This is a genomic window from Roseibium aquae (assembly GCF_008711285.1).
In the GTDB taxonomy this organism is placed as follows: Bacteria; Pseudomonadota; Alphaproteobacteria; order Rhizobiales; family Stappiaceae; genus Roseibium; species Roseibium aquae.
This window is the reverse complement of record NZ_VXDC01000001.1, coordinates 438,220-462,096: the sequence shown is the minus strand read 5'-3', so window position 1 is coordinate 462,096 and position 23,877 is coordinate 438,220. Positions and strand designations below refer to the sequence as shown.

Sequence of the window (23,877 nt, the reverse complement as noted above, 5' to 3'; positions counted from 1 at the left end):
AATCCCGGCCCTAAGGGCCGGGATATCGAAACGCTTCGAAACCGGGCGGTCGGACTATGCGACCGCAGCCTTCAGACCCGCGGGCTCCTGCCGTACCAGTGCGTCATAGTCCAGCATCAGGGTCTTGCAAATCTCGCCGACCTGAAACCGATGCGGCCCGATTTCGGACACGGGCGTCACTTCCGCTGCCGTTCCGGTCAAAAAGCACTGCTCGAACCCTTCGAGTTCGTCCGGCATGATCACCCGTTCAATCACCTCGATCCCGCGATCACGCGCAAGCCCGATCACGGTCCGGCGCGTGATGCCGTCCAAGAAGCAATCCGGCGTCGGCGTGTGGATCTTCCCGTCCTTGACGAAAAACACATTGGCGCCGGTGGCTTCGGCAACCTGCCCGCGCCAATCGAGCATCAACGCATCAGCATACCCCTTGCGCTCCGCCTCATGCTTGGACAACGTGCAAATCATGTAAAGGCCCGCGGCCTTGGATTTGAACGGCGCTGTTCGCGGGTCGGGACGGCAATAGGCCGCCATATCGAGACGGATGCCCTTCAAGCGCTCTTCTGGCGCGAAATAGCTTGGCCATTCCCATGCCGCGATCGCAAGATGGATGGTGTTGTGCTGGGCGGAGACGCCCATCATTTCGCTGCCGCGCCACGCGATCGGCCGAACGTAGGCATCGCTCAGTTTCATCCGCTCGAGCACGTCTTCCTTGGCCGCGTTGATCTGTGCCTCGGTCCAGGGGATTTCGAAACCGAGGACGCGGGCAGACTCATGCAGGCGAGCCGTATGCTCTTCGGATTTGAAGATACGGGCATTATACGCTCGCTCGCCCTCGAAAACACTGCTCGCATAGTGCAAACCATGGCTCAATACATGCAGTTTCGCCTCGGCCCATGGCACGAACGCGCCGTCGTACCAGATCTCACCGTCACGTTGATCAAAGGGCAAACCTGCCATGTTTCTTACTCCCGCTCGTCTATCCGATGACGATTGTCGTTGGGTTTTGTGGGCTCGACACGGCTCAGGCGCTTCATGCTCGCATGAAAACCGTGTTTTGCACGGTGCCAAAGTCCCGCTATCGTATGCCGGACGAAGGATCCAATCGGATTCGCAGGTAAGGCAAACGCCCTACCGCCACTCAATTCGATCAATCATTTCGTTCAAGGCGCCCTATTAGTAACAATCGATCCGAAATAAGTCAATATGGCTGACATAAATTTCAAGACCGACACTTCAAAGCCGCCGCGCGGTGGCCGGGAACCGCAGGGCGACAACCGTGCCGCGCCCAACGATACCGTGCCTTTCGATCTGATCGAGCTTCTGTTTTTCGCCTACCGCGATTTTACCGCCGACCCCGACGACGTTTTGTCTGAATTCGGGTTCGGTCGTGCGCACCACCGGGTTCTGCATTTCGTGAACCGAAATCCGGATCTGGTCGTCACGGATCTGCTCGGCATCTTGAAGATCACAAAGCAAAGCCTGGGCCGGGTGCTCAAGCAACTCGTGGATGAAGGTTATATCCGGCAGATACCGGGAGCCAGCGACCGCAGGCAGCGCCATCTCCGGGCGACCGACAAGGGGCAAGAACTGGCAATGCGGCTTGCCCGCCTGCAGGCCGAACGCCTTGACCGTGCCATAATGGCGCTACCAGATGACGGTGCTGAAATCGTTCGGCAATTTCTGTTTCAGATGATCAATCCAGATGGCCGCGGCGACGTTGCGGCTCTTATCGACGCCGGACGGGACACCCAAGCGCCCCCGGACGGCGGCACGAAACCAAAGGATAGCCGCCCATGAGCGCTCCCTTGCCCGATGACAATGCCGACCACATTCTGATCGTCGATGACGATCTGCGGATCCGCCAACTCCTGCAACGTTTACTGGCCGAAAACGGCTACCGGGTCTCCACAGCGGGCAATGCGGCCGAGGCCAGGGCCTGCATGAGCGGCCTGACATTCGATCTGATCGTTCTCGACGTGATGATGCCCGGTGAAACAGGCATCGAGTTTGCCGGTTGGCTCAGGTCCGCGTCCACGGTGCCCATATTGATGCTGACGGCCCGCTCAGAGACCGCCGACAGGATAGCGGGTCTGGAAGCCGGCGTGGATGACTATCTGCCCAAACCCTTCGAACCGCGGGAACTGCTTCTTCGCGTGTCCGCCATTTTGCGTCGCGGTGGGCCAAAGCTGCCCGAGGGCCCGGTCGATATCCGGTTCGGGCCGTTCAGCTTCAATCCCGCAAAGGGCGAACTGCGGAATGGCGAGACTCCGATCAGGCTGACTGACCGGGAGAAGCAGATCCTGTCGATCTTCGCCGAACAGCCAGGGGCGACCGTGCCCCGCCACAAGATCGTCGGCGACCAGACGGGCTTGGGTGAACGGACCGTGGATGTCCAGATCAACCGTCTCCGGCGGAAGATCGAAGACGATCCCGCAAATCCCATCCATCTCCAGACGGTGCGCGGGATCGGCTACCGGCTGGCGTGCGACTGACCCTTATTTTTGACCACTGGCGCAACCGACCGGACAGGACATGGCGAACCTTCACAGGATCTTTCACATCCCGCCATTGAGCCTTTTGCGGCCCCTTTATCTGGTCTACCGGAAGGCATCCCGTTTCCTCTACCGGGTCATGCCGAAAGGGCTCTACACGCGCTCCCTGTTGATTATCGTGGTACCGATCCTGGTTCTTCAGTCGGTGCTCGTGGTGGTCTTCATGGAACGACACTACGAACTCGTTTCCCGGCGGATGTCCGAAGCGGTGGTGCGCGAAATCGCGGCCGTTGTGTATGTGCTGGAGAATTTCGAACAAGACGCGGATTATCAGAAGATCGAGGATTTGGGACGGGACGCGCTTGGCATGTCCATGACCGTCATGCCCCCCGAACCCTTGCCGCCGCCCGCGCCCAAACCCTATTTCGATGTCATTGATCAGGGGCTGAGCCGGGCGATCAGCCAACAGATCGGCAAACCTTTCTGGATCGACACGGTGGGCCGCTCCCGCTACGTCGAGATCCGGATCCAACTGAACGACGGCGTGCTGCGCGTCTTCACCCGCCGAAGTCAGACCTTCGCTTCGAATTCGCATATCTTTCTCGTCTGGATGTTCTCCACCTCACTGGTTCTGATCGCCATCGCCATGGTGTTTTTGCGCAATCAGATCCGGCCGATCATCCGCCTCGCCAACGCCGCGGAAGCCTTCGGCAAGGGCCGGCCGGTGGAAGACTTCCGGCCAAGCGGCGCCCGCGAGGTGCGTCAGGCCTCGCATGCCTTTGTCGAGATGCGCCGGCGGATCGAACGGCAGATCGAACAGAGGACCGCCATGCTGGCCGGTGTCAGCCATGACTTGCGGACGATCCTCACCCGTTTCAGGCTTCAAATCGCCTTCCTTGGCGATGCGCCGGAAGGCGAAGCTTTGCGCAAGGACGTGGACGAAATGAGCCACATGCTGGAAGACTACCTTGCCTTTGCACGCGGAGACGCCGACGAGGAGGTCAAGGCCACGGACATCACCCATCTGTTCGAGGAGCTGGAGGAAGAAGCGGAAATCTCTGGCCACGCCTTGACCACCGCGTATACCGGCGATCCGGTGGTCCGGGTGCGGCGCCTGTCGATGAAGCGGTGCCTGCTGAACCTCATCACCAACAGTCAGAAATTCGGCCAGACGGTCGAACTGACAGGCCGGTTCGAACTCGGCTGGTTGACCATCAGTGTCGATGACGACGGCCCCGGCATTCCCGAGGCGGAACGCGACGTGGCGCTCAGAGCGTTCCAGCGCCTTGACGAGGCGCGCAACCAGGATTGGCCGGGAAGCGGTCTCGGGCTGTCAATTGCCCGGGACATCGCCCGCTCCCATGGTGGGGAACTGTTCCTGGAGGATAGCCCGCTTGGCGGCCTGAGGGCCCGCATCCGCATTCCGGCCTAGCGCATCTTTGAGCGTTTCGTTTGAAACGCCCGTTGATCTCAAAGACCCAAACTCTAATAGAGCCGCCCGCCGACCGGGACGTCCTTGTCCGGAGCGAGCAGGACGACGTTTCCCGTTTCGTCCGGGACACCAAGCGTCAGAACTTCCGACATGAAGGGACCAATCTGGCGGGGCGGAAAGTTGACGACCGCCAGCACAAGCCGTCCGACCAGGTCTTCGGGCCGGTAGTGTTCGGTGATTTGAGCCGACGTCTTTCTGGTGCCAATCTCGGGTCCGAAATCAATCCGCATCTTGTAGGCGGGCTTTCGGGCTTCGGCAAATACCTCCGCTTCGGTGACCCGGCCAACCCGGACATCGACTTTCAGGAATTCATCAAAGGAAATCGTCTCGCTCACATGCTCCTCCGCAACGCGCTGTTGATCCAAATCGAACCATGGCGCGGGCCGCATCAGAAAACAAACACTCCGGGTCACCGGGCCGGTGAGGATGCGGCGTCCGGGCCGGGGTCGCTGTCTTCCATCGGATTGCCCCAGTCATCACGCTCCGCGCTTCCACGATTGCGCCGCCCGCCGCGAAAAAGGCTGGCAAACCGTGCAACCCCATTCGCGATCCCGGCCAATTGGTCGACGCGTCTCATCCATTCCTCGCCCCGGTCCAGTTCCTTGTCCAGTTGCGCCATGGTTCGCGGCATCCCGGCATCCGGTTCGTCGAGCCAGGTTTCAACAACCCTTGCGAAGGCAACAGCCAGCCCTTGCGCCGCGATCTGGGTCTTCGCACCGCGCATTTCTATCCTGGCGGCTTCCAGCATCCAGTGCTGCGACCGGACCGCGATCCTGTTGAATTCGAGCGCCAGCAGCGGGTCCTTGCGCGCGCTCCGGTAAAGTGTCCGGATGGCCTCCTTGTGTGGCGCCAGATGATCAATCCGGGTCATCAGGACGTCGAACAGACGATCCCGGGCCGGCTGGTCATCCATATCGCCGGATTGTTCATCCAACACAGCCATATCGACCCGCTCGGCGAACGCCGCCACCAGGGCGACCTTGGAAGGAAAGCAATCGCGCAGCACGGAAAGCCTGACCCCGGCTGCGTCCGCCAACTGCGCCGGACGGACGTCTTCGTAAGGGTGCTGCGTGAGCAGATCGAAGAAGCAGTCGAGGATTTTTTGCCGTGTTTTCGCTGTCGCCATGCCGGATCTCCTGTCTCGACCGCAACATAGGGTCTTCCGGGCACAGCGGAAAGGCAGGCGGGATGATTATGCGTCAGCCCCCGCCGCCTACCCTCGCAATTCCTTGGCGCGCCGGACTGCGGCGGCAACGGCAGTTTCCAAAAGGGGCTTCAATCCGTCCTCGGCCATGAGCACCTCCAAGGCCGCCGCCGTGGTGCCGTTTGGTGATGTCACGTTCTGGCGCAATACCGACGGATCCTCCTTGGACCGGTGCATCAGTTCGCCCGCGCCGCAAACCGTTGCGATCGCGAGGCGTTTGGCCGTTTCGGGCGACAGACCGGCCGTTTCCCCGGCAGCCGCCAGACACTCAGCCATCCAGAAAACATAGGCCGGACCGGACCCGCTCACCCCGGTCACCAGATCGATCTCGTCTTCCGTTTCAAGCCAAACGACTTCGCCAACCGCGGACAAGAGCGATCCGACAGTGTCCTTTTGGTCCGCGGTAACCGCCGCATTCGGGTAAACACCGGTGATGCCGCGGCCGACCATCGACGGCGTGTTCGGCATGGCCCGGGCGACCGGCACCGGACCGAAGGCAGCCTCGAAGGTTGTGACCGGCGTTCCGGCAGCCACCGACACAACCAGCGTGTCCGGCTTGACGACAGGGGCCAGCATCGGCAGCACCTTGTTCATCAATTGCGGTTTCACCGCCACCATCACCACGGCAGGCTCCAGCCCCGCAGGGGGTTCCGGCGCCAACCGGATACCATGGCCTGTAATCACCGCACGGACCTCCTCGGGCGGAGAAGGATCGGAAACGACAATGGCAGAGGGATCCACCCCCTCTGCCATCCAGCCGGACAGCATCGCGCCGCCCATCCTGCCGGCCCCGACCAGAAGAAAGGGCCGCTCTTTTGAAAAAATCATGCCTCTCCCATGGTCTCGAACAGGGAAATATCCACGGCCTCGACCGCGCTCTTGCCGGCCCATACCACAAACTGAAACGCCTGATAGTAGCGCTCGCAGTTTTCCAGGGCGTTGGTCAGCATGCCCTCGATCTGCGCCGAGGAGGCCTCGGCCCCGCCCGCCAACAGCAGAGACTGCCGGAACATGACGACGCCTTCCTGGCTCCAAAGGTCAAAATGCCCCATCCACAGTTGCTCATTGACCAGGGCCAAAAGCCGGACGACTTCCGTCTTTCGGGTGTCCAACACCTTTAGATCGAAGGCGCAGGCAAGGTGCAAGGCTTCCACGTCTTCCATCCAGGAAAAGGAAACGTGATAGTCGCACCAGGAGCCCTTGATGGATATCGTGATCTCATCGTCACCCGAGCGCTCGAACGACCAGTCGTTCAAGGCGGCAACGGTTTCGATGGTGTCGACGGGATTGTCAGGTCGCTCGAAGTCGATTTCGATAAGGCTCATTGCCTTCTCCCCTTCCGAGCCGGAGGCGCAAGGTTCGGTGCGAATGTCCGAACCGACCGCCGGGCATGTCCCAAGACGAAGGAGCAAACAGCCGCTTATTTTCGCGTGTCCAGAATGCTCAGACGAATCCCTGTAGTCCCTAATATAGGGGAATATCTTGAGGAAACGATACAAATGGACCGGAAAGGCTGGCTGAAACTTGTGGACGACCCCGGCGCGGACGGGCGAAGCCCCCTCCGCATCCCGTTCGCCGCGGCGGCTCAGCCCGCGTCTTTGGCACTCTTTTTCGCCGCCGTCTTGGGCTCTGCGGAAAGCGCCCGCTCAAGAGCTTCAACCCGCTGTTCGAGTTCTTCGACGCGGTCAAGCGCGCGCACGGCCATTTCCTTGACCACCTCGTGATCCTCGCGGGCCACGACGTCCATGTCGGCCAGGAACCGCTCCGCCTGCGCCCGGAAGGCGGTTTCCACTTCCCGCCGCGCACCTTGGGCAACACCGGCAGCATCGGTCATCAGCTTGGCGAAATCATCCAGGAAACGGTTGGGGCCTTGGGTCATGGATCTCTCCTTTGCGCCGCGCGCGGAATAGCTGCCACACACGTATGGGGGAATTGCCTGAACTTCAAGGTGAAGTTCACATGCCGTTCAAACCGGCAGCATGCCCTTGACGGCGCAAGCGCAAACGGGCAACCGTCTGCCCGCGCCGCTGCTTGCCTGTTTTTCGATGTCAGTTCAAAGGATGTAACGTGACGCCCCTGGTGGTCCTGCCTTTTCCCGCCATCGATCCGGTCTTGATCGAAGTCGGCCCCTTTGCCCTGCGCTGGTATGCGCTGGCCTATATCGTTGGCATTCTGCTGGCTTGGCGTTACATGCGCCGCCTCGTCGAAAATGACCGGCTTTGGGGCACGACGCCCCGCCCAACGGCCGCCGATATCGACGATTTCGTCATGTGGGGAACGCTGGGGATCATCATCGGCGGACGCCTGGGCTACGTTCTGTTCTACAACCCCGCCTATTATCTCGCCAATCCGCTGGAGGCTCTGGCCGTTTGGTCGGGGGGCATGTCTTTTCATGGCGGCTTCATCGGCACAGTTGCGGCCATGATCCTTTTCGCCAGGAGCCGGGGCCTGTCGATCTGGACCCTGTTCGACCTGGCGGGTTGCGCGGCCCCGATCGGAATATTCTTCGGCCGGATCGCGAACTTCATCAATGCCGAGCTGTGGGGCCGGCCGGCGGATGTTCCCTGGGCCTTCGTGTTCCCCGGAGCAGGACCGGAACCACGTCATCCAAGCCAGCTTTACGAAGCGGCGCTTGAAGGCGTCATTCTGTTCCTCGTGCTCCGGGTGCTCAGCACGCGCTTTCCACTTCTGCAAAAGCCCGGCTTCCTGGCCGGCGCCTTTGCCTTCGGTTACGGGCTCGGCCGGTCGATCGCGGAATTCTACCGGGTCCCCGATGCCCATATTGGCTACCTGTCCGGCTTTTTCACCATGGGCATGTTGCTGTCCGTTCCGATGATCCTTGCCGGATTGGCGGTGATGTATTGGTCAGCGCGAAAGCCCCGCCTTCAGCCATGACGACACCACTGGCCCAGACGCTGAAAGCGCGCATCGCGGCGACAGGCCCGGTTCCGGTGGCCGACTACATGGCGGCCTGCCTGAGCCATCCCGAGCACGGATACTATCGGAACCGCGAGCCCTTCGGACCGTCTGGCGACTTCATCACCGCTCCGGAGATATCGCAGATGTTTGGCGAACTCATCGGTGCGTTCTGTCTTTCGGCCTTCGAGAAAATGGGCGCACCGGCGCGGTTTCATCTGATCGAACTGGGCCCGGGCCGCGGAACGCTGATGGCGGATCTTCTGCGCACAGCCAGATTGCAGCCCGCCTTCCTGGCAGCTGCAACACTGCACCTGGTTGAAACCAGTCCCCGGCTGCGCGCCATTCAGGCGTCCAGCCTGTCACAGGCACCGCTCGAACCGCGGTTTCACGATAGCATTTCCACACTCCCGGACGGTCCGCTTCTCATCGTGGCGAACGAGTTCTTCGATGCGCTGCCGATACACCAGTTCATCAAAACCCCGTCCGGTTGGCGGGAGCGGCTGGTCGGACTTGATCACCAAGGCGAACTGACCTTCGGGATCGGTGCGGCGTTCCTGCCGGAAGCTGAGATCCCGCGCCATGCGCGCGCCGCATCCGATGGCAGCATTCTGGAAACGCAGCCGGCATCCAATGCGATCTGCGCGGCCCTTTCCGAGCGGATTGCCAATCAAGGTGGCGTGGCTCTTTTCATCGATTACGGCTACACACAAGGTACTTCCGGCGACACCTTGCAGGCCCTCTACAAACACGCCTTCGATCCTGTTCTGGCCCATCCCGGCGAGGCCGACCTGACAGCCCATGTCAATTTCGAGGCGCTTGCCCGCTCCGCGCGGATTGCCGGAGCCATGCCGTTTGCGCCGATAACCCAATCGCAATTTCTTTTGGGGCTCGGTCTGCTGGAACGCGCCGGCGCGCTCGGAGCGGGCAAATCGCCCGCCCTGCAGACCGCGATCCGCGACGCCGTGGAGCGGCTGGCGGCTCCGGACCAGATGGGCGATCTGTTCAAGGTCCTTGCGATCTCACAAGATACGACGCCCCTGCCGCCATTTGACAAGATCTGGACGCCGCCACAATGATCTGCGGCGCGGCCATCACGAACAGGATCCCATGATCGTTTCGAATATCCTTGCCCATCCGGGTGTGAACCACGCCTTCTTCACACGAGAAGGTGGCGTTTCGAACGGTGTGTATGACAGCCTCAATGGCGGGCTCGGATCAGATGATGATCGCACGAAGGTGTTGGAAAACCGGCGCCGCATCGCCGAAAACCTGCAGGTTGCACCCGACCGGCTGGTGACACCTCATCAGATCCATTCGCCCGATGTGATCGCGGTATCCCGGCCTTTTGCAGAAAATGAAGACCGGCGGGCCGACGCCCTTGTCACAGCGACACCCGGACTTGCCATTGGCGTTGCCACCGCCGACTGCGGGCCGGTCCTGTTTGCGGACGCGGAAAACCGCGTGGTCGGCGCGGCCCATGCGGGCTGGAAAGGCGCGACAACCGGCATCTTGGAAAACACGCTCGACGCGATGGAGAAGCTGGGCGCCGCGCGCAAGGCAATCACCGCCGTGCTCGGTCCGACGATTTCCCAACAATCCTATGAGGTCGGCCCCGAGTTTCACGCCAGGCTGACCGATGACGGGCGTGAAAACGCCATCTATTTCACGCCATCCGAAAAGGCAGATCATCATATGTTCGACCTGCCGCGCTACATCCTCGACCGTCTGACGGCCGCCGGCGTGGGCAAGGCCACAGATCTGGCGCTTTGCACCTATCGGGACGACAAGCGCTTCTTCTCCTACCGCCGGACAGTTCATCGGGGTGAGCCCGATTACGGCCGGTTGCTTTCCGTGATTGTGCTGACTGAGGAATGATTATGGCCCTGCATTTTTCCGATGCCGAGTTCGACAGCCGTTTTGAACGGCTCAAGCAAAGCATGGAGAGCGACAAACTCGATGCCATGCTGCTGTTTGCCCAAGAAAGCATGTATTGGCTCACGGGATACGACACCTTCGGCTTCTGCTTCTTCCAATGCCTCGTGGTCACCGCCGAGGGCGAGAAGGTGTTGCTGACCCGTTCGGCCGATGAACGCCAAGCAAAGCATACCTCCAACATCCGCGATATCAGGATCTGGGTCGACCGCGGCGGGGCAAGTCCGGTCGGTCAGCTCAAGGAACTCCTGTTCGACATGGACCTGCTCGGCTCCAGGATCGGCGTGGAATACGACACCCATGGTATGACGGGAAAAATCGGCATCGAACTCGATGGGGAACTCAAGAGTTTCGCCGACCTGTTCGATGTGTCCGCCCTGATCCCGGGCCTAAGGGCGGTCAAAAGCGCGGAGGAACTGGTGTTCGTGCGCAAGGCGGCCGAGCTTGGCGATGCCGCCTTCCATGCCGCCTTATCCGAAATCCGCCCTGGTGCTGATGAAGGACGCATCCTGGCGGCCATGCAAGGCGCCGTTTTCGATGGCGGAGGCGATTATCCGGGCAACGAGTTCATCATCGGATCCGGCCGGGACGCGCTCTTGTGCCGGTACAAGTCCGGCCGCCGGACCCTTGATTCGCAGGATCAGATCACGCTGGAATGGGCCGGTGTCTACCGGCGGTATCATGCCGCATTGATGCGCACCGTGGTCATCGGCGCCCCGACCAAGCGCCATGAGGAAATGTACGCCGCATGCCGGGCGGCCCTTTCGGCGGTTGAGGAGGAACTGGTGCCAGGCAGGACCATGGGCGATGTGTTCGATGCCCATGCGAAGGCGATGGATGCGCGGGACATGATGCCCCACAGGCTCAATGCCTGCGGCTATTCGCTTGGCGCCCGGTTCACGCCAAGCTGGATGGATCCCCCGATGGCCTACAAGAACAACCCGACGGTGCTTGAACCGAATATGGTGATCTTCCAGCATATGATCTTGATGGATTCGATCTCCGAAGCCGCGATGTGCCTGGGACAGACCTATCTGATCACGCAAAACGCCCCGGAATGCCTGTCGCGGCTTCCCCTCGACCTGCCAGTGAAGTAAGTCTTACCCTGACAAGAACCACAGCCCCGCGCCGGTCAGGTTGATGCCGGCCGCCAAACGCCACAGTCTTAGGGGTGCTCATGCGCTCAACGAAACTCTTTGCCTCACGCTGCCGTCCCGGTCCGGCTTTGGCCGCCACCATCCTCGCGGTCGCGCTCGCCGGATGCCAGGGCTCTCCCGAACCCCCCCGTGGGATCGGACAGGCGGCCCCCATCACGGGACCGGCCCCGGTCGTTCCTGCAGGCCAGGTCACGCTCGCCTTCGAACCGTTCACCGGAATTCCGGGAAACATTGCGGATGAACTCGCGCGCGATATCGGAATCCAGGCGCGCCAGGCCAACCTCACGCTTGTGCGGCGGGTTGGTGCGACGGCGACCTATCGGGTCAATGGCTACCTGTCGGCCACGAGTGACCGGTCCTCGACAACCGTGTTCTATGTCTTCGACATCGTCGATGCCTCCGGGCGCCGCGTCAACCGGGTCTCGGGCACCGAAACTGCGTCCGGCGGCGCGGGAGACCCTTGGTCATCTGTCGACTCAAGCACCTTGACCCGCATCGCGCAACGCTCGGTCTCGCAAATCCAGGCCTGGATCAATCGCGGGTAACTTGGCCGGCTAAAAAGCGGGCCGCAAAACTTTTTACCGAATATGGCGGTTTTACAGGTGCCGCCAGTTGTTCTTTTGGTGGCCTGTTGCTAAAACGCCGCCGCTTGCCAAGGGCTGATGAAGCCCGCGCCATGTGGCACCCGAAGTGATGGATCCACCCGGTCGGACGTGAATGCGGCCCACTCGTTCGCATCCAGCCCGAACGGCCTCGCGCCAGAAGGACTTGCGGCTTATGAAAATCGTCGCGGGCAATTCCAACAGAGCCCTCGCAGAAGAGATTTCCGCCTATCTCGACGTTCCGCTGGCGAAATGCCAGGTCCGCCGGTTCGCCGATCAGGAGATCTTCGTTGAAATCCAGGAAAACGTGCGCGGCGAAGACGTGTTCGTTGTTCAGCCGACCAGCTATCCGGCCAATGACCACCTGATGGAGTTGTTGATCATCATCGACGCGCTCAAAAGGTCATCCGCGCGCCGGATCACTGCGGTGATCCCCTATTTCGGTTATGCGCGCCAGGACCGGCGCGCGTCCGGACGGACCCCGATCTCAGCGAAGCTCGTTGCCAACCTGATCACCCATGCGGGTGCGGACCGTGTTCTGACGCTTGATCTTCATGCCGGACAGATCCAGGGCTTTTTCGACATTCCCACGGACAATCTGTTCGCCGCGCCGGTCATGACGCGGGACATCAAGGAGCGCTATGCAACCGGAAACGTGATGGTTGTCTCTCCCGATGTCGGCGGCGTTGTCCGCGCCCGTGCGCTGGCCAAGCGCATTGAGGCCCCCTTGTCGATCGTGGACAAGCGCCGGGACAAGCCTGGCGAATCTGAAGTCATGAACATCATCGGCGAAGTCAGCGGTTTTGACTGCATTCTGGTCGACGATATCGTCGACAGTGGCGGCACGCTGTGCAACGCCGCCGAAGCGCTTCTGACCAAGGGCGCGAAGTCGGTGACCGCCTATATCACCCACGGGGTCTTGTCTGGCGGCGCGGTCGCCCGTGTCACCTCGTCCATGCTCAAGGAACTCGTCATCACGAATTCCATCGAGCCGACGGCCGCCGTCACTGCGGCGCCCAACATCCGCACCGTTTCGATTGCGCCATTGATCGGCGAGGCGATCAACCGGACCGCCCTTGAGAAGTCGGTGTCGAGCCTGTTCAACTAGGCCAAGGCAGGCAACATAATTCCTTAACAAAACGGCGGGTTCTCCCGCCGTTTTCGATCCGGGGTGGACCGATGGTCGAGACAACGGTAATGGGCGTTTTTACCGGGAAGCCGGTCCGGCGCTGGGAGGATCGCCCGGCTTCGGCGATCGGCAAATCCCGCGTGGCAGGGCCGGTTCGGGTGTCCCGTTTGGGTCTGGAGGGCGATGAACAGGCGGACTTGACCGTTCACGGCGGCCCGGACAAGGCGATCCATTTTTATCCGGCGGACCACTATCCGTACTGGAGCAAAATCTACCCGGACACCCCGTTTTCCTTCGCGCCGGGACGTTTCGGCGAAAACATAAGCGCCGCACGCCTCAGCGAGGATGCGGTCCATATTGGCGATGTCTTTGAACTCGGGACCGCCCGTGTGCAGATTTCCCAGGGCCGTCAGCCCTGCTGGAAGCTGAACATGCACACGGGACTGCCCACCCTGGCGGCACGGTTTCAAACATCGCTGAAAACGGGCTGGTATTTTCGGGTTCTGGAAGACGGCACGGTTGGCGAAGGGTCCGTACTACAACTGATCGACCGGCCCTGCCCCGACCTCCCGCTGGCAACGGTGACGGCCGCGCGCTTTGACCCGGCGCCCGATCCGGCTCTGGCAACCCGCCTGTCCCAACTGCCCGAACTCGCCGAAAACTGGCGCGCCGCCTTCGCCAAAAAGCTCGATCCCCACTACCGGGAGGACTCCAGCCGCCGGCTCGGCGAGCCTGGAGCGTGAAAAAGCGCGGAATATCGCGCCGCAGGCTTGTTCTTCCGCGTGGTTTCCGGTATGACCCGCGGCGCGCCTGCACCCCTGGAGGAGGCGCTTGTGGACCGACCCCGGACAACTGAAGTCGTTGCGGCGCAGAAATCCGCCGGTCCGTTATCTTTACCCATAGGAGTTTGCCATGGCTACCAGCTATGAGCTGAAGGCGTCGGTACGCGACCGGGTGGGCAAGGGGGCCGCTCGTGCATTGCGTCGCGAGGGCCTTCTTCCCGCCGTCATCTACGGCGACAAACAACCCCCTCTTCCGATCGCTGTGCCGATCAAGGAAACCACCCTCACCCTGCATCGGGGCGGCTTCCTGACCCATGTCGGCACCATCGATGTGGACGGCAAGAAGCATCAGGTGATCGCGAAAGACTACCAGCTCGATCCGGTGCGCGATGACATGGTGCATGTCGACTTCCTTCGGGTCGGCAAGGGCACGACGCTGACCGTCGAGGTTCCGGTTCACTTCCTCAACGAGGACAAGTGCCCGGGCATCAAGAAAGGCGCGGTTCTAAACATCGTGCGCCACACGGTGGAACTGATCGTTCCGGCGAACGATATTCCGGAAGCTCTGGAGATCGATCTGGCAAATGCCCAGCCCGGCGATGCGCTGAAGATCTCCAACGTCAATCTGCCGGCAAGCGCTCAACCCACGATCACCGATCGCGATTTCACGATCGCTACGATCGCGGCACCGGCCGGCATGAAGTCGGAAGCGGACTCCGCGGACGGCGAGGGTGAAGGCGAGTAAGCCGAACCGTTTCAGGTGACAGTACGGGGGCCTCCCCCCGTACTGCTTCGGCGTCCAAGCGCCGCTTCGTCCATGGCATTGACAATACGGGGCGCGTCCCATGAGGCTTATCGTCGGTCTCGGAAATCCCGGAGACAAATACGCGCGCAACCGTCACAATATCGGCTTCATGGCGGCCGACGAAATCCATCGGGCCCATTCCTCGTTCGCGCCCTGGCGCAGCCGCTTCCAGGCCCAGGTTTCCGAGGGACGGATCGGAACGGAAAAAGTGCTTCTGATGAAGCCCTCCACCTACATGAACGAATCCGGCCGGGCCGTTGGCGAGGCCATGCGCTTCTACAAGATCGAACCGCAGGATGTGTGCGTCATCTATGACGAACTGGATCTGCCGCCCGCCAAGTTCCGGATGAAGACCGGCGGCGGGCATGGCGGGCACAACGGCTTGCGCTCCATTACGGCGCATATCGGGGAATCCTACCGGCGCCTGCGTCTGGGCATTGGACATCCCGGCGACAAGAAGCTGGTGTCCAACTATGTGCTTGGAGATTTTGCGAAGGCGGACGCCGACTGGCTGGAACCGCTTCTGCGCGCGATCGCCGACCACGCCGCGCTGCTCGCCGCCGGGCAGGACAGCCAGTTTGCCAACAAGCTGACCCTTTCATTGTCCCCGGACAAGGGAAAGACCGCGCAACCCGCGGGCTCGGCTGCAGGATCCGGGCCGGCGAAGAAACCAAAGCAACAAAGCCATATCCGGCAGGCCGGCCAAAACCCGGCAGCCCGGCTCCCAAAGTCCGGTCCGATGGCCGACATGCTGAGGAAGCTTCTGGGCAATAAGGACGCGGACTGAGCAAAGCGCCTTGCCATGCGCGACCGGTTGGGATTTTGTACCACCGACGATGCTGCCAAGGGAGCCATACTCATGACGTCCTATCTGTCCATGGCACTTGCAGCGGCGCTCGGCTTGACGGCCCTATCGGCCTCGCCCGCCGCAGCTTTCGAACCGCTCGCCGGTCAATTCGACACTCATGCGGCATGCACCGCCTTTCAGTCGATCCGCAACAAGACGAATCCGGGCGACATCACCACGCGCCCGGGGGCGTCCTACGAGGCCTTGGGGCTGAATCGCAGCGGCGGCGACTTCATCCTTGTCGAGATGCCCGACGCACCGGTCACCACCCAGCGCTGGGTCAAGATCACTTGCGGACGGTTGAACGGGGCGGATGCGGCGGATGGACCGCGCGAAAGCACGGACAACGTTCTTGCCCTGAGCTGGCAGCCTGCCTTTTGCGAAACCCGTTCGCAGGTGCCGGAGTGCGAGGCCTTGAACTCAGGACGCCTTCCCAATGCGGTTGCCCAATTGTCCATCCACGGACTGTGGCCGCAACCGCGGGAAAAAGTTTATTGCGGGGTCGATGCCGGTCTGGTCCGGCTGGACGAGAGCGGAAACTGGAACCGGCTGCCGGCCCCGGACATCGACCGGCAGACACGCCGCGCCCTTGCGGAAGCCATGCCCGGGGTCGCAAGCGGTCTGGACCGCCATGAATGGATCAAGCACGGCACCTGCTATATGGGATATGGCGGGGCGGACGAGTACTTCGACGACACGCTTCTGTTGACGGAAGCCATCAACCAGAGCGAGCTGGGTGACATTCTGCCGAATGGGATCGGACAATACATCTCGATCCGCAGGATCCGGGACGCCTTCAACCGATCCTTTGGCGATGGAACCGGTGACCGCGTCTCGCTGGTTTGCGTCGAAGACGGCACCCGCAAACTCGCACTTGAGATCCGTGTCCATCTGAAGGGCGTGATTTCCCCGCAAACGCCCCTGTCGGAGCTCCTCTTGGCGGCCAGTCCGGTCGCACCGGGGTGCCGGGGCGGGGTGATCGACGGTGCCGGACTGCAATAGGGTTCCGCCTCCGGTTTGCGCCGCGGCTGGGCCGACGGCACACGGCAAGCCTTGACCTCGGCGCGGCCTTCCGGCACATAGCCGCAAACCTTTTCCAGCCTCCCAACCGAAAGCGACCCCCATGGGATTTCAGTGCGGCATCGTCGGGCTGCCCAATGTCGGCAAGTCCACTCTCTTTAACGCGCTCACCAAGACGGCCGCGGCTCAAGCCGCCAACTATCCGTTCTGCACCATCGAACCCAACACCGGTGAAGTGGCGGTTCCGGACCCGCGGCTGGGAAAGATCGCCCAGATTGCCGGCTCGAAGGAAATCATCCCGACCCGGATCACCTTCGTCGACATCGCTGGATTGGTGCGTGGCGCGTCCAAGGGCGAAGGCCTTGGCAACCAGTTTCTGGCCAACATCCGCGAGGTCGACGCCATCGTTCATGTGCTCAGGTGTTTTGAAGACGGCGACATCACCCATGTCGAAGGCAAGGTCGACCCGATCGCCGATGCCGACACAGTGGAAACGGAACTGATGGTGGCCGACATGGAAAGCCTGGAGCGCCGCATCGCCCCGCTGAAAAAGAAAGCGACCGGCGGCGACAAGGAGGCCAAGGCGCTTCTGCCGATCATGGAGGGCGCACTCGCCCTTCTTCAGGATGGCAAACCAGCGCGGCAGTTGGAAGTCAATGATGCCGAAGAGCAGAAGATGCTCCACGGCCTCAATCTTCTGTCGTCGAAACCCGTGCTCTACGTTTGCAACGTGGAAGAAGGCTCGGCCGGGACCGGCAACAGCCTGTCGGAAAAGGTGCAAGCGAAAGCGCAGGCGGAAGGCGCGGGTTGCGTGGTGATTTCCGCCGCCATTGAAGCAGAGATTTCCCAGCTCGACAGAGAAGAACAGGAAGAGTTTCTGGAGACGATTGGGCTCGAGGAGCCAGGGCTCGATCGTTTGATCCGCGCCGGTTATGACCTTCTCGGTCTGATCACTTACTTCACGGCCGGACCGAAGGAGACACGCGCCTGGACAATCACCAACGGAACAAAAGCCCCTGGCGCGGCCGGCGTTATCCATACCGATTTCGAGCGGGGCTTCATCCGGGCGCAAACCATCGGCTATGACGATTACACAACGCTCGGCGGGGAAACCGCAGCCAAGGAAGCCGGCAAGGCGCGGGACGAAGGCAAGGAATATGTCGTCAAGGACGGTGACGTCCTGCTGTTCAAGTTCAACACGTGATCGCGACCACAGTCAGCGCCACAAGCGCTGGCCTTTTTTCCTTCCGGCATTTCCTGATCCAAAGAGATCCCCATGGCCCACGTCGTTCCTGTTCCTGCCCAAGTGACCGTACCGGTCAAAGACACAACCGACCTGTTTCCGGTGCGCCGGGTTTACTGTATCGGCCGGAACTACGCGGCCCATGCGGTGGAAATGGGTCATGATCCGGACAAGGAAGCACCGTTTTTCTTCCAGAAAAACCCCGATAGCCTCGACACCTCCGGCCGGTTCCCCTACCCGCCCAAGACCGCTGACGTCCATCATGAGATCGAATTGGCGGTCGCCCTGCGGTCCGGCGGGCGGGACATACCGGTCGAAACCGCCCTCAACCATGTTTTCGGCTACGCCGTTGCCCTGGACATGACCCGGCGGGATCTTCAAGGCGAAGCCAAGAAAGCCGGACGTCCGTGGGAAATCGGCAAATCGTTCGAGCACTCCGCGCCGATAACGCCGCTGGTCCCCTCCGCCGCCTGCGGGCATCCGGACCAAGGACGGATCAGCTTGAGGGTCAACGGCGATCTGCGGCAGGACGGCGATCTGTCCCAGATGATCTGGAAGGTTCCGGAGATGATCGCGTACCTGTCGGCGTATTTCGAATTGGCAGCGGGCGACGTGATCCTGACCGGGACACCGTCCGGTGTGGGGCCCGTTCACCGGGGCGATCGCCTCCAAGGCGAGATCGAGGGTCTGGGCGCGCTGATCGTTTCCGTCGTCTGACACGGTCCGTGTCCGTTATGCTCCGGGGTGTTCGGGGTCTGAATCCATCCTTATGGTGCGGTCACAAGAGCAATCCCCGGTCAGATCGAGGCGCTGCGCTTCCGTCTGGCCGGAAAAGGATGCTCTGGCCCGATCTGCCCAGAGGAGAGGTTCTGCGTGACTTTCGATCAAGCAGTGTTGTTCGGCCTATTCGGCATTGTGTTCGCTTTGCTGATCTCGGGGCGGATCCGATACGACCTCGTAGCCTTCGCAGCCCTGATCCTGGGCACCATCCTGGGCCTTGTTCCTGCGGACAGCGTGTTTTCCGGCTTCGGACATCCCGCCGTGATCATCATCGCTTTGGTCCTGATCGTGTCACGGGGCTTGATGAACTCCGGGGCGATCGAAATGCTGGCCGGCCGGCTTCTCAAGGCCGACCGCCCCCTGCCCGCACATATTGGAATTCTCTCGGTGGCTGGCGCGGGTTTGTCGGCCATCATCAACAATGTGGCTGCCCTCGCCCTGTTGATGCCGCTCGATCTCGAAGCAGCCAGAAAGGCGGCGCGCGCCGCCGGGCTCTCCCTGATGCCGCTGTCATTCGCGACGATCCTCGGCGGGATGATCACCCTCATCGGAACACCGCCGAATATCGTGATCGCGCAATACCGGGACGATGCCCTTGGCGCTCCCTTCCAAATGTTCGACTTCGCTCCGGTCGGCCTGATCGTCGCGGTTTCGGGCATCGCCTTCATAACGCTTCTGGGATGGCGGCTGTTGCCGAAGCGTTTCCATGCCGAGATCGAGGCCGAGGATCCGGCTGAGAGCCTCTACGTGGCTGAACTCAAGGTGGGCAAATTGTCCGCCGAAGAGCCCTTGATGCTCGCAGATCTTTATCCGCTGGCCGACGAGAAAGACATCAACCTGCTCGGACTGGTCAGGGACGGCCGCCGCACCAGCGGTTTCGCGCGGCGGGAACGGATCATGGAGGGGGATTATCTGGTCGTGGAAGGCGATCCCAAGTCCATAGAAAGCTTCATGGGAGCGGCAAAACTCGATTTCGCCAAATCGGAAAAGCACGAAGGCGGTTTGACTGGCGGCGGCCTCACCTTGAAGGAAGCCATTGTTCCTGAAAGCGCGCGCGTCGCCGGCCGGACGGCCACTGGGTTGAATCTTGCGGCCCGCCAAGGTGTCACGCTGCTTGGGATCTCGCGGCAGGGGCGGCACGTGCACACGCGTGTGCGGCACATGGTCATCCGGCCGGGCGACGTTCTGCTTCTGCTGGGCCCCAAGGAACGGATCGAAACGACGACACACTGGATGGGCGTCCTGCCGCTGGAGGGCCGGGACACACATGTCGTGCAACGCAACAAGGCCTGGCCTGCGATCGCAGGGTTTGCGCTGGCCATCGCGGCGGCTGTCAGCGGGCTTGTCTACCTGCCTGTGGCGCTCGCAGCCTGTGCCATTTTGTATGCTGTCAGCGGCCTTCTCGGCGGGTCGGAAGTGTATGACGCGGTCGAATGGAAGGTGATTGTTCTCCTCGCATCGCTGATCCCGCTCGGCGAGGCTTTTGAGGCCGCGGGCAATGCCCAACTGATCGCCGACGGAATAGTCGCGCTCACCCACACCGCGCCGGCATGGGTGACGCTGGCTGTCCTGATGTTCGTGACAATGACTCTGTCGGATTTTCTGAACAACGTGGCGACCTGCCTGATCGCCGCCCCGATCGGCGTTCAGATCGCCACAACGCTGGGCGTCAATCCGGATGCGTTCCTGATGGGGGTTGCGGTGGCCGCATCCTGCGCTTTCCTGACTCCGATCGGCCACAAGAACAACACGATCATCATGGGCCCCGGCGGCTATCGCTTCGGCGACTATTGGCGCATGGGTCTGCCGCTCGAACTCCTGGTGATGGCTGTCGCCCTTCCCGGGATCCTGGTCTTCTGGCCGCTTTAGGTCAGCGGGCGTTTAATCGGAACCGGTTTCACGCCCGAAACTGTTCGTCTTTGTGGCCCCGTATCTTTGGGCGTTTCAAACAAAACGCCCATGCGATAGCACCAGCCGCGAAGGGCAAACGCGCGGCTCAATCCGGTCTTCGGCCATGGACCAGCATGGTCAGGCCCGGGATCATGACCGACACCTCGATATCGATGAAACCAGCGGCTTCCATGAGGCCTGCAACATAATCGCTGGTGACCGACTTGGCCTGCGGATTGAAAGCGGTGTGCTGAAGCTGCCAGAGCGCGGCAAGCTTCGGCCCCTCCCGGCTTTCGTCCACCATGAAATCATGCACCATGCAGCGTCCGCCCGGCGTTAACGTGGCAAAGCTCTGGCGCACCAGCCCCGGGAGGCTTTTTCCCGGAACGCCGGAAAAAAGATAGGACATCAGCACCGCGTCGGCTGTTTGCGGCCAAGGATCCGTGAGCGCGTTTCCGGGCTGATAGCGGATCCGGTCCGACAATCCCTCCTCCGCGATGAAGTCGCGGCCGACAGCGGCGACCGTGGGGAAGTCGAGGATGGTTGAGGACAGGTTTTCGTAGATCTTGCACAGCGAGATGGAAAACGCCCCCGTCCCCCCACCAACATCCAGAAGAGTTCGCGCGTGTGATAGATCCACTTTCTTGCCGAGCCCGCGTCCCGGCCCGAGCGATCCGGCGTGTTGCGAGCGCGAATAAAGCCGCGCCTGTTCCGGGTCGGAAAACCACTCCGCGTAGGATGCAACCTGCAGTTCATCGAGTGAGCCGGTCATCGCGGCATTCAATTGCGTCATGAACGGATACATCTGCTGGTCGATCTGGAACCGCAAATAATCTCCAAAATCGTACTTCTTGCCTTTGACCAGAAAACTCTCGGCCGCCGGCGAATTCGAAAAGCCGCTGCCATCGCGCGTCAGCAAGCCGAGCGCTGTCAGGGCCGTGAGAAGGGTTGTCGCCCGGTCCACGTCAAGACCGGTCGAGGCGGCGACCTCCTCGGCGGTCAGGGGCTTCTCCGAAAGAGCGGAAAAAAGATCGACGTGCAAACCGGCGAAAAGAGCCTTCGACCCCATGAAAGCAAAGGCAATTTCCGAGATTGATTCGGCAGTCTCCAAAGGCGCTGCATATCCCATCGAATGTATCTCAAACCTCCTGTTAAATATCTCATTGAACTCATAAAGAATGCAAACAGATCAGAACCGTCCGCGTACGTGCTCAATATCCATTATAATCACATCTTATCGCATTGCAAAATTCAGATGAATTTTGCAATTTCATTCACTACTGTGATTTCGGTGCATTAAAACATTGTATTTTCGTTCCTTTTCTTGAGAAAACTTCGATAAGAAAGGAGAGCTCGCAAAATTGTTTGCCTTCGGTTACATGAGCGCCATGAAACAGTATCTGTATTTCGAAGACTTCGAGGCGGGGCAGCGCTACGACCTGGGTTCGATCGCAGTGTCGGAAGACGCCATCATCGAATTCGCTTCCGAGTTCGACCCGCAGCCTTTTCATCTCGATCCGAAAGCCGGATCCGACTCCATGCTGGGCGGACTGGCCGCATCTGGCTGGCATACGGCCTGCCTTGGCATGAAGCTGCTGTATGATGGCTTGATCGGACACAGCTCCTGCCAGGGCTCTCCAGGCATCAACACCCTGTCTTGGAAGCGGCCCGTGATGCCGGGGGACACCTTGACCGGGACGGCTGAAATTCTCGCGACACGGCCCCTGCAGTCCCGTGACGAGATGGGCCTCGTGACCCTGTTGGTGTCGCTTGCGAACCAGGACAAGGCGCTGGTCGCCACTTATGAAAATCCGGTCATGTTCCTGAAGCGGAAGGGCGGTGCATGAGCGGCTTTTTCGAAGACATGGAAGAAGGTGCGCGCCTCGATCTGGGCTCCTACACCTTCACCGCGGACAGCATCATCCGGTTTGCCGGGAAATTCGATCCCCAGCCTTTCCACATGAGCGAGGACGAAGCGGCACGCTCGCATTTCGGCCGGCTTTGCGCCTCGGGCTGGCATACCGCGTCGGTTTACATGAAGCTCCTGGTAGCAACGCATCAAGCGAAGGAAGCTGCCGCCGAGAAGGCCGGCATCGCACATGGCCGCTACGGCCCCTCACCGGGCTTTGAGCAGCTCAAGTGGCTGAAACCCGTCTATGCCGGGGACACTGTGACTTACCACAGCATCGTGACCGGCAAGAAAGCCTCAGCTTCCCGGCCCGGCTGGGGATTGGTGTTCGCCGACAATCACGGCGTAAACCAGAACGGAACTCCGGTCTTCTTTTTCAAGAGCAAGGTCTTTCTCGAGCGCCGGCCGGCCCGGACCTGAGCAATGCCGGAGGTTCGTCATCCAGCAGGATGGCCCTGCGGACCGACCCGCGGGCAATCGGCCGGACATGGCCGGTTGCGAACGCCGGCGTTTCCCAGCGCGCGCTACAGGGCGCGGGCGAACAGGACTTCATCCCGGATTTCGATGCCATAATCGCCGCGGAGCGGGATTTCCGGCTTCCTCTCGCGCTCTTCCTCAATCACGCCGGGGGTCACCCGTTCCAGACGGAAGCCCCGCCTCTGATAGAACCGGAAAGCGTCGAGATTGTCGTTTGACGTGCGTACGGTCAGCCGCTTCACCCCGGCCTCCCGGGCATCATCGATGACAGCGTTGAGGAGCTCGGTTCCGGTGCCGCTCCAGCGTTGCAGGCTGTCCAGCGTCAGGATCTCCCACTCGTTTTCGCGTTTGATGAACGTCACCAGACCGACCATTTCATTGCCAAGGACAGCCACATATCCGGGCAGACGGGAGGCATCGACCATCTGCCCGTCGAGGAGGATATCGGGGCCAGCCCAGCGTTCGGCCAACAACTGATGAACGGCGCCGTGGTCCTCATCTTCGATCGGTCGAATGGTCAAGCTCATCGGGTGTTTCCTTAGCGGTCCAAGATCCGGGTATCCATCGGTGTGCGTTCCTGCCAACCGGCGCGCTCCAGTTCCGGGTCGGTATGCTCTTCTTCCGGATAGCCCACGCATAGATAAGCTATGAATTGCCAAGCCGGGTCAACTTCGAGGATTTCCGTAAGCCGGTCCGGCTTCAGAATCGATACCCACCCCACGCCCAATCCCAGCATTCTGGCGCTCAACCACAGCGTCTGAATCATGCCCACGGTCGAATAAGCCAAGGTTTCCGGCATGGTCGCGCGGCCAAGGCCCTGTCCCTGGACAGGTCCGGACTCGCTGAACACGGCCAGGTGGACAGGAGCCTCCCGCAGTCCCGCCAATTTCAGACCCGCATACATCAGCCCCCGGTCGGTATGGGCACCGTAACCGGCGAGCGCAGCGGCGTTCGCCTCTTCGAAGACACGGGCCACCTCCATGCGGCGGTGATCGGAACGCACGCGCACTACGCGCCAAGGCTGGCTGTTGCCAACGGAAGGTGACAGATCGGCCAGCGCGAGAACCCGGTCGATCACTTGCGCGTCAACCGGTTTGTCCAAAAACCGCCGGACGTCCCGGCGCCATCTCAAAAGGGCCTCGAATTGGGCCTGAAAACAGGCGTCAAAGTCCGGCGAAGATGCCGCCATACTGGACC

At 61.2% G+C, this 23,877-nt stretch carries 27 protein-coding genes; 18 read left to right on the top strand and 9 right to left on the bottom strand.

All coding sequences use genetic code 11. From position 1 onward, the window contains the following. Nucleotides 1-54: 54 nt before the first annotated feature. A complete protein-coding gene (locus F0184_RS02010) occupies nt 55-957 on the bottom strand; it encodes a branched-chain amino acid aminotransferase (RefSeq protein ID WP_150493928.1) in 903 nt (300 codons plus the stop codon). A 246-nt stretch (nt 958-1,203) separates the two neighbouring features. Between F0184_RS02010 and F0184_RS02005 the strand changes: the two genes are divergently transcribed. Genes F0184_RS02005 through F0184_RS01995 form a run of 3 tightly spaced genes read left to right on the top strand, consistent with a single transcriptional unit; the run spans nt 1,204 to nt 3,924 of the window. Next, nucleotides 1,204-1,797 carry a MarR family winged helix-turn-helix transcriptional regulator gene (locus F0184_RS02005; RefSeq protein ID WP_150493926.1) on the top strand — a complete coding sequence of 198 codons (594 nt, stop codon included), beginning with the start codon at nt 1,204-1,206 and terminating at the stop codon, nt 1,795-1,797. After that, nucleotides 1,794-2,492: a response regulator gene (locus F0184_RS02000; protein WP_150493924.1), complete on the top strand. Its 699-nt coding sequence runs from the start codon at nt 1,794-1,796 to the stop codon at nt 2,490-2,492. Before F0184_RS02005 ends, F0184_RS02000 begins: the two co-directional genes overlap by 4 nt. 40 nt (nt 2,493-2,532) lie before the next feature. Then, nucleotides 2,533-3,924 carry an ATP-binding protein gene (locus F0184_RS01995; protein WP_150493922.1) on the top strand — a complete coding sequence of 464 codons (1,392 nt, stop codon included), beginning with the start codon at nt 2,533-2,535 and terminating at the stop codon, nt 3,922-3,924. Nucleotides 3,925-3,977: 53 nt separating this feature from the next. Here the strand turns inward: F0184_RS01995 and F0184_RS01990 are convergent, their stop codons facing one another. The 5 genes from F0184_RS01990 to F0184_RS01970 all read right to left on the bottom strand — a co-directional run bounded on the left by F0184_RS01990 (nt 3,978) and on the right by F0184_RS01970 (nt 7,067). Continuing rightward, nucleotides 3,978-4,319: a tRNA-binding protein gene (locus F0184_RS01990; protein WP_150493920.1), complete on the bottom strand. Its 342-nt coding sequence runs from the start codon at nt 4,317-4,319 to the stop codon at nt 3,978-3,980. A 74-nt stretch (nt 4,320-4,393) separates the two neighbouring features. Further along, nucleotides 4,394-5,110 carry a TetR/AcrR family transcriptional regulator gene (locus F0184_RS01985; protein ID WP_150493918.1) on the bottom strand — a complete coding sequence of 239 codons (717 nt, stop codon included), beginning with the start codon at nt 5,108-5,110 and terminating at the stop codon, nt 4,394-4,396. Nucleotides 5,111-5,197: 87 nt separating this feature from the next. Further along, nucleotides 5,198-6,016: a pyrroline-5-carboxylate reductase gene (gene proC, locus F0184_RS01980; protein ID WP_150493916.1), complete on the bottom strand. Its 819-nt coding sequence runs from the start codon at nt 6,014-6,016 to the stop codon at nt 5,198-5,200. Continuing rightward, nucleotides 6,013-6,513, bottom strand: coding sequence for a type III secretion system chaperone family protein (locus F0184_RS01975; protein ID WP_150493914.1), 501 nt, complete (start codon nt 6,511-6,513; stop codon nt 6,013-6,015). Before F0184_RS01975 ends, proC begins: the two co-directional genes overlap by 4 nt. A gap of 260 nt (nt 6,514-6,773) precedes the next feature. Beyond that, a complete protein-coding gene (locus F0184_RS01970; RefSeq protein ID WP_150493912.1) occupies nt 6,774-7,067 on the bottom strand; it encodes an accessory factor UbiK family protein in 294 nt (97 codons plus the stop codon). A gap of 188 nt (nt 7,068-7,255) precedes the next feature. Between F0184_RS01970 and lgt the strand changes: the two genes are divergently transcribed. The 13 genes from lgt (at nt 7,256) to F0184_RS01905 (ending at nt 20,273) form a co-directional block, all read left to right on the top strand. After that, the gene (gene lgt, locus F0184_RS01965) at nt 7,256-8,083 is read left to right on the top strand and encodes a prolipoprotein diacylglyceryl transferase (RefSeq protein WP_244298949.1); all 828 of its coding nucleotides are present in this window, start codon (nt 7,256-7,258) and stop codon (nt 8,081-8,083) included. Beyond that, nucleotides 8,080-9,183 (top strand): class I SAM-dependent methyltransferase, encoded by a 1,104-nt coding sequence (locus F0184_RS01960; RefSeq protein ID WP_150493910.1) that lies wholly within the window; start codon nt 8,080-8,082, stop codon nt 9,181-9,183. Before lgt ends, F0184_RS01960 begins: the two co-directional genes overlap by 4 nt. Nucleotides 9,184-9,214: 31 nt before the next feature. Beyond that, nucleotides 9,215-9,982: a peptidoglycan editing factor PgeF gene (gene pgeF / locus F0184_RS01955; RefSeq protein WP_150493908.1), complete on the top strand. Its 768-nt coding sequence runs from the start codon at nt 9,215-9,217 to the stop codon at nt 9,980-9,982. Between the two features lie 2 nt (nt 9,983-9,984). Beyond that, nucleotides 9,985-11,136: a M24 family metallopeptidase gene (locus tag F0184_RS01950; protein ID WP_150493905.1), complete on the top strand. Its 1,152-nt coding sequence runs from the start codon at nt 9,985-9,987 to the stop codon at nt 11,134-11,136. Between the two features lie 80 nt (nt 11,137-11,216). Continuing rightward, nucleotides 11,217-11,741, top strand: a complete 525-nt coding sequence (locus F0184_RS01945) for a hypothetical protein (RefSeq protein ID WP_208998272.1) — start codon at nt 11,217-11,219, stop codon at nt 11,739-11,741. Nucleotides 11,742-11,973: 232 nt separating this feature from the next. Then, the gene (locus tag F0184_RS01940) at nt 11,974-12,906 is read left to right on the top strand and encodes a ribose-phosphate pyrophosphokinase (RefSeq protein WP_150493903.1); all 933 of its coding nucleotides are present in this window, start codon (nt 11,974-11,976) and stop codon (nt 12,904-12,906) included. A 71-nt stretch (nt 12,907-12,977) separates the two neighbouring features. Next, a complete protein-coding gene (locus tag F0184_RS01935; protein ID WP_150493900.1) occupies nt 12,978-13,670 on the top strand; it encodes an MOSC domain-containing protein in 693 nt (230 codons plus the stop codon). Nucleotides 13,671-13,839: 169 nt separating this feature from the next. Continuing rightward, nucleotides 13,840-14,454, top strand: a complete 615-nt coding sequence (locus tag F0184_RS01930) for a 50S ribosomal protein L25/general stress protein Ctc (RefSeq protein ID WP_150493898.1) — start codon at nt 13,840-13,842, stop codon at nt 14,452-14,454. Nucleotides 14,455-14,554: 100 nt separating this feature from the next. Continuing rightward, nucleotides 14,555-15,301: an aminoacyl-tRNA hydrolase gene (gene pth / locus F0184_RS01925; protein WP_150493896.1), complete on the top strand. Its 747-nt coding sequence runs from the start codon at nt 14,555-14,557 to the stop codon at nt 15,299-15,301. A gap of 72 nt (nt 15,302-15,373) precedes the next feature. Beyond that, on the top strand, nt 15,374-16,363 hold the full coding sequence (locus F0184_RS01920; RefSeq protein WP_172971947.1) for a ribonuclease T2 family protein: 990 nt from the start codon (nt 15,374-15,376) through the stop codon (nt 16,361-16,363). A gap of 121 nt (nt 16,364-16,484) precedes the next feature. Further along, nucleotides 16,485-17,585, top strand: a complete 1,101-nt coding sequence (gene ychF / locus F0184_RS01915; protein ID WP_150493891.1) for a redox-regulated ATPase YchF — start codon at nt 16,485-16,487, stop codon at nt 17,583-17,585. 72 nt (nt 17,586-17,657) lie between these two features. Continuing rightward, complete coding sequence (locus tag F0184_RS01910; RefSeq protein WP_150493889.1) at nt 17,658-18,341, top strand: fumarylacetoacetate hydrolase family protein; 684 nt, start codon at nt 17,658-17,660, stop codon at nt 18,339-18,341. A 156-nt stretch (nt 18,342-18,497) separates the two neighbouring features. Then, the gene (locus F0184_RS01905; protein ID WP_150493887.1) at nt 18,498-20,273 is read left to right on the top strand and encodes an SLC13 family permease; all 1,776 of its coding nucleotides are present in this window, start codon (nt 18,498-18,500) and stop codon (nt 20,271-20,273) included. A gap of 127 nt (nt 20,274-20,400) precedes the next feature. Here the strand turns inward: F0184_RS01905 and F0184_RS01900 are convergent, their stop codons facing one another. Further along, nucleotides 20,401-21,423 carry a methyltransferase gene (locus F0184_RS01900; protein WP_150493884.1) on the bottom strand — a complete coding sequence of 341 codons (1,023 nt, stop codon included), beginning with the start codon at nt 21,421-21,423 and terminating at the stop codon, nt 20,401-20,403. A 250-nt stretch (nt 21,424-21,673) separates the two neighbouring features. On the opposite strand from F0184_RS01900, the gene F0184_RS01895 reads away from it, so the two are divergent. Next, nucleotides 21,674-22,141 carry a MaoC family dehydratase gene (locus tag F0184_RS01895; protein ID WP_208998302.1) on the top strand — a complete coding sequence of 156 codons (468 nt, stop codon included), beginning with the start codon at nt 21,674-21,676 and terminating at the stop codon, nt 22,139-22,141. Further along, nucleotides 22,138-22,623, top strand: coding sequence for a MaoC family dehydratase (locus F0184_RS01890; RefSeq protein WP_150493881.1), 486 nt, complete (start codon nt 22,138-22,140; stop codon nt 22,621-22,623). The genes F0184_RS01895 and F0184_RS01890 overlap by 4 nt, the downstream gene beginning before the upstream one ends. A gap of 104 nt (nt 22,624-22,727) precedes the next feature. Here F0184_RS01890 and F0184_RS01885 read toward each other — a convergent pair whose 3' ends face one another. Continuing rightward, a complete protein-coding gene (locus F0184_RS01885) occupies nt 22,728-23,207 on the bottom strand; it encodes a GNAT family N-acetyltransferase (protein ID WP_150493879.1) in 480 nt (159 codons plus the stop codon). Between the two features lie 11 nt (nt 23,208-23,218). Continuing rightward, entirely contained in the window at nt 23,219-23,869 is a 651-nt protein-coding gene (gene bluB / locus F0184_RS01880; RefSeq protein ID WP_150493877.1) for a 5,6-dimethylbenzimidazole synthase, read from the bottom strand. Nucleotides 23,870-23,877: the final 8 nt, after the last annotated feature.

Excerpts from the sequence above, each read along its gene's own strand:
- F0184_RS02010 (WP_150493928.1), bottom strand. The coding sequence starts at position 957 with ATGGCAGGTTTGCCCTTTGATCAACGTGACGGTGAGATCTGGTACGAC.
- F0184_RS02005 (WP_150493926.1), top strand. The coding sequence starts at position 1,204 with ATGGCTGACATAAATTTCAAGACCGACACTTCAAAGCCGCCGCGCGGT.
- F0184_RS02000 (WP_150493924.1), top strand. The coding sequence starts at position 1,794 with ATGAGCGCTCCCTTGCCCGATGACAATGCCGACCACATTCTGATCGTC.
- F0184_RS01995 (WP_150493922.1), top strand. The coding sequence starts at position 2,533 with ATGGCGAACCTTCACAGGATCTTTCACATCCCGCCATTGAGCCTTTTG.
- F0184_RS01985 (WP_150493918.1), bottom strand. The coding sequence starts at position 5,110 with ATGGCGACAGCGAAAACACGGCAAAAAATCCTCGACTGCTTCTTCGAT.
- proC (WP_150493916.1), bottom strand. The coding sequence starts at position 6,016 with ATGATTTTTTCAAAAGAGCGGCCCTTTCTTCTGGTCGGGGCCGGCAGG.
- F0184_RS01975 (WP_150493914.1), bottom strand. The coding sequence starts at position 6,513 with ATGAGCCTTATCGAAATCGACTTCGAGCGACCTGACAATCCCGTCGAC.
- F0184_RS01970 (WP_150493912.1), bottom strand. The coding sequence starts at position 7,067 with ATGACCCAAGGCCCCAACCGTTTCCTGGATGATTTCGCCAAGCTGATG.
- F0184_RS01960 (WP_150493910.1), top strand. The coding sequence starts at position 8,080 with ATGACGACACCACTGGCCCAGACGCTGAAAGCGCGCATCGCGGCGACA.
- pgeF (WP_150493908.1), top strand. The coding sequence starts at position 9,215 with ATGATCGTTTCGAATATCCTTGCCCATCCGGGTGTGAACCACGCCTTC.
- F0184_RS01950 (WP_150493905.1), top strand. The coding sequence starts at position 9,985 with ATGGCCCTGCATTTTTCCGATGCCGAGTTCGACAGCCGTTTTGAACGG.
- F0184_RS01945 (WP_208998272.1), top strand. The coding sequence starts at position 11,217 with ATGCGCTCAACGAAACTCTTTGCCTCACGCTGCCGTCCCGGTCCGGCT.
- F0184_RS01940 (WP_150493903.1), top strand. The coding sequence starts at position 11,974 with ATGAAAATCGTCGCGGGCAATTCCAACAGAGCCCTCGCAGAAGAGATT.
- F0184_RS01935 (WP_150493900.1), top strand. The coding sequence starts at position 12,978 with ATGGTCGAGACAACGGTAATGGGCGTTTTTACCGGGAAGCCGGTCCGG.
- F0184_RS01930 (WP_150493898.1), top strand. The coding sequence starts at position 13,840 with ATGGCTACCAGCTATGAGCTGAAGGCGTCGGTACGCGACCGGGTGGGC.
- pth (WP_150493896.1), top strand. The coding sequence starts at position 14,555 with ATGAGGCTTATCGTCGGTCTCGGAAATCCCGGAGACAAATACGCGCGC.
- F0184_RS01920 (WP_172971947.1), top strand. The coding sequence starts at position 15,374 with ATGACGTCCTATCTGTCCATGGCACTTGCAGCGGCGCTCGGCTTGACG.
- ychF (WP_150493891.1), top strand. The coding sequence starts at position 16,485 with ATGGGATTTCAGTGCGGCATCGTCGGGCTGCCCAATGTCGGCAAGTCC.
- F0184_RS01910 (WP_150493889.1), top strand. The coding sequence starts at position 17,658 with ATGGCCCACGTCGTTCCTGTTCCTGCCCAAGTGACCGTACCGGTCAAA.
- F0184_RS01900 (WP_150493884.1), bottom strand. The coding sequence starts at position 21,423 with ATGGGATATGCAGCGCCTTTGGAGACTGCCGAATCAATCTCGGAAATT.
- F0184_RS01895 (WP_208998302.1), top strand. The coding sequence starts at position 21,674 with ATGAGCGCCATGAAACAGTATCTGTATTTCGAAGACTTCGAGGCGGGG.
- F0184_RS01890 (WP_150493881.1), top strand. The coding sequence starts at position 22,138 with ATGAGCGGCTTTTTCGAAGACATGGAAGAAGGTGCGCGCCTCGATCTG.
- F0184_RS01885 (WP_150493879.1), bottom strand. The coding sequence starts at position 23,207 with ATGAGCTTGACCATTCGACCGATCGAAGATGAGGACCACGGCGCCGTT.
- bluB (WP_150493877.1), bottom strand. The coding sequence starts at position 23,869 with ATGGCGGCATCTTCGCCGGACTTTGACGCCTGTTTTCAGGCCCAATTC.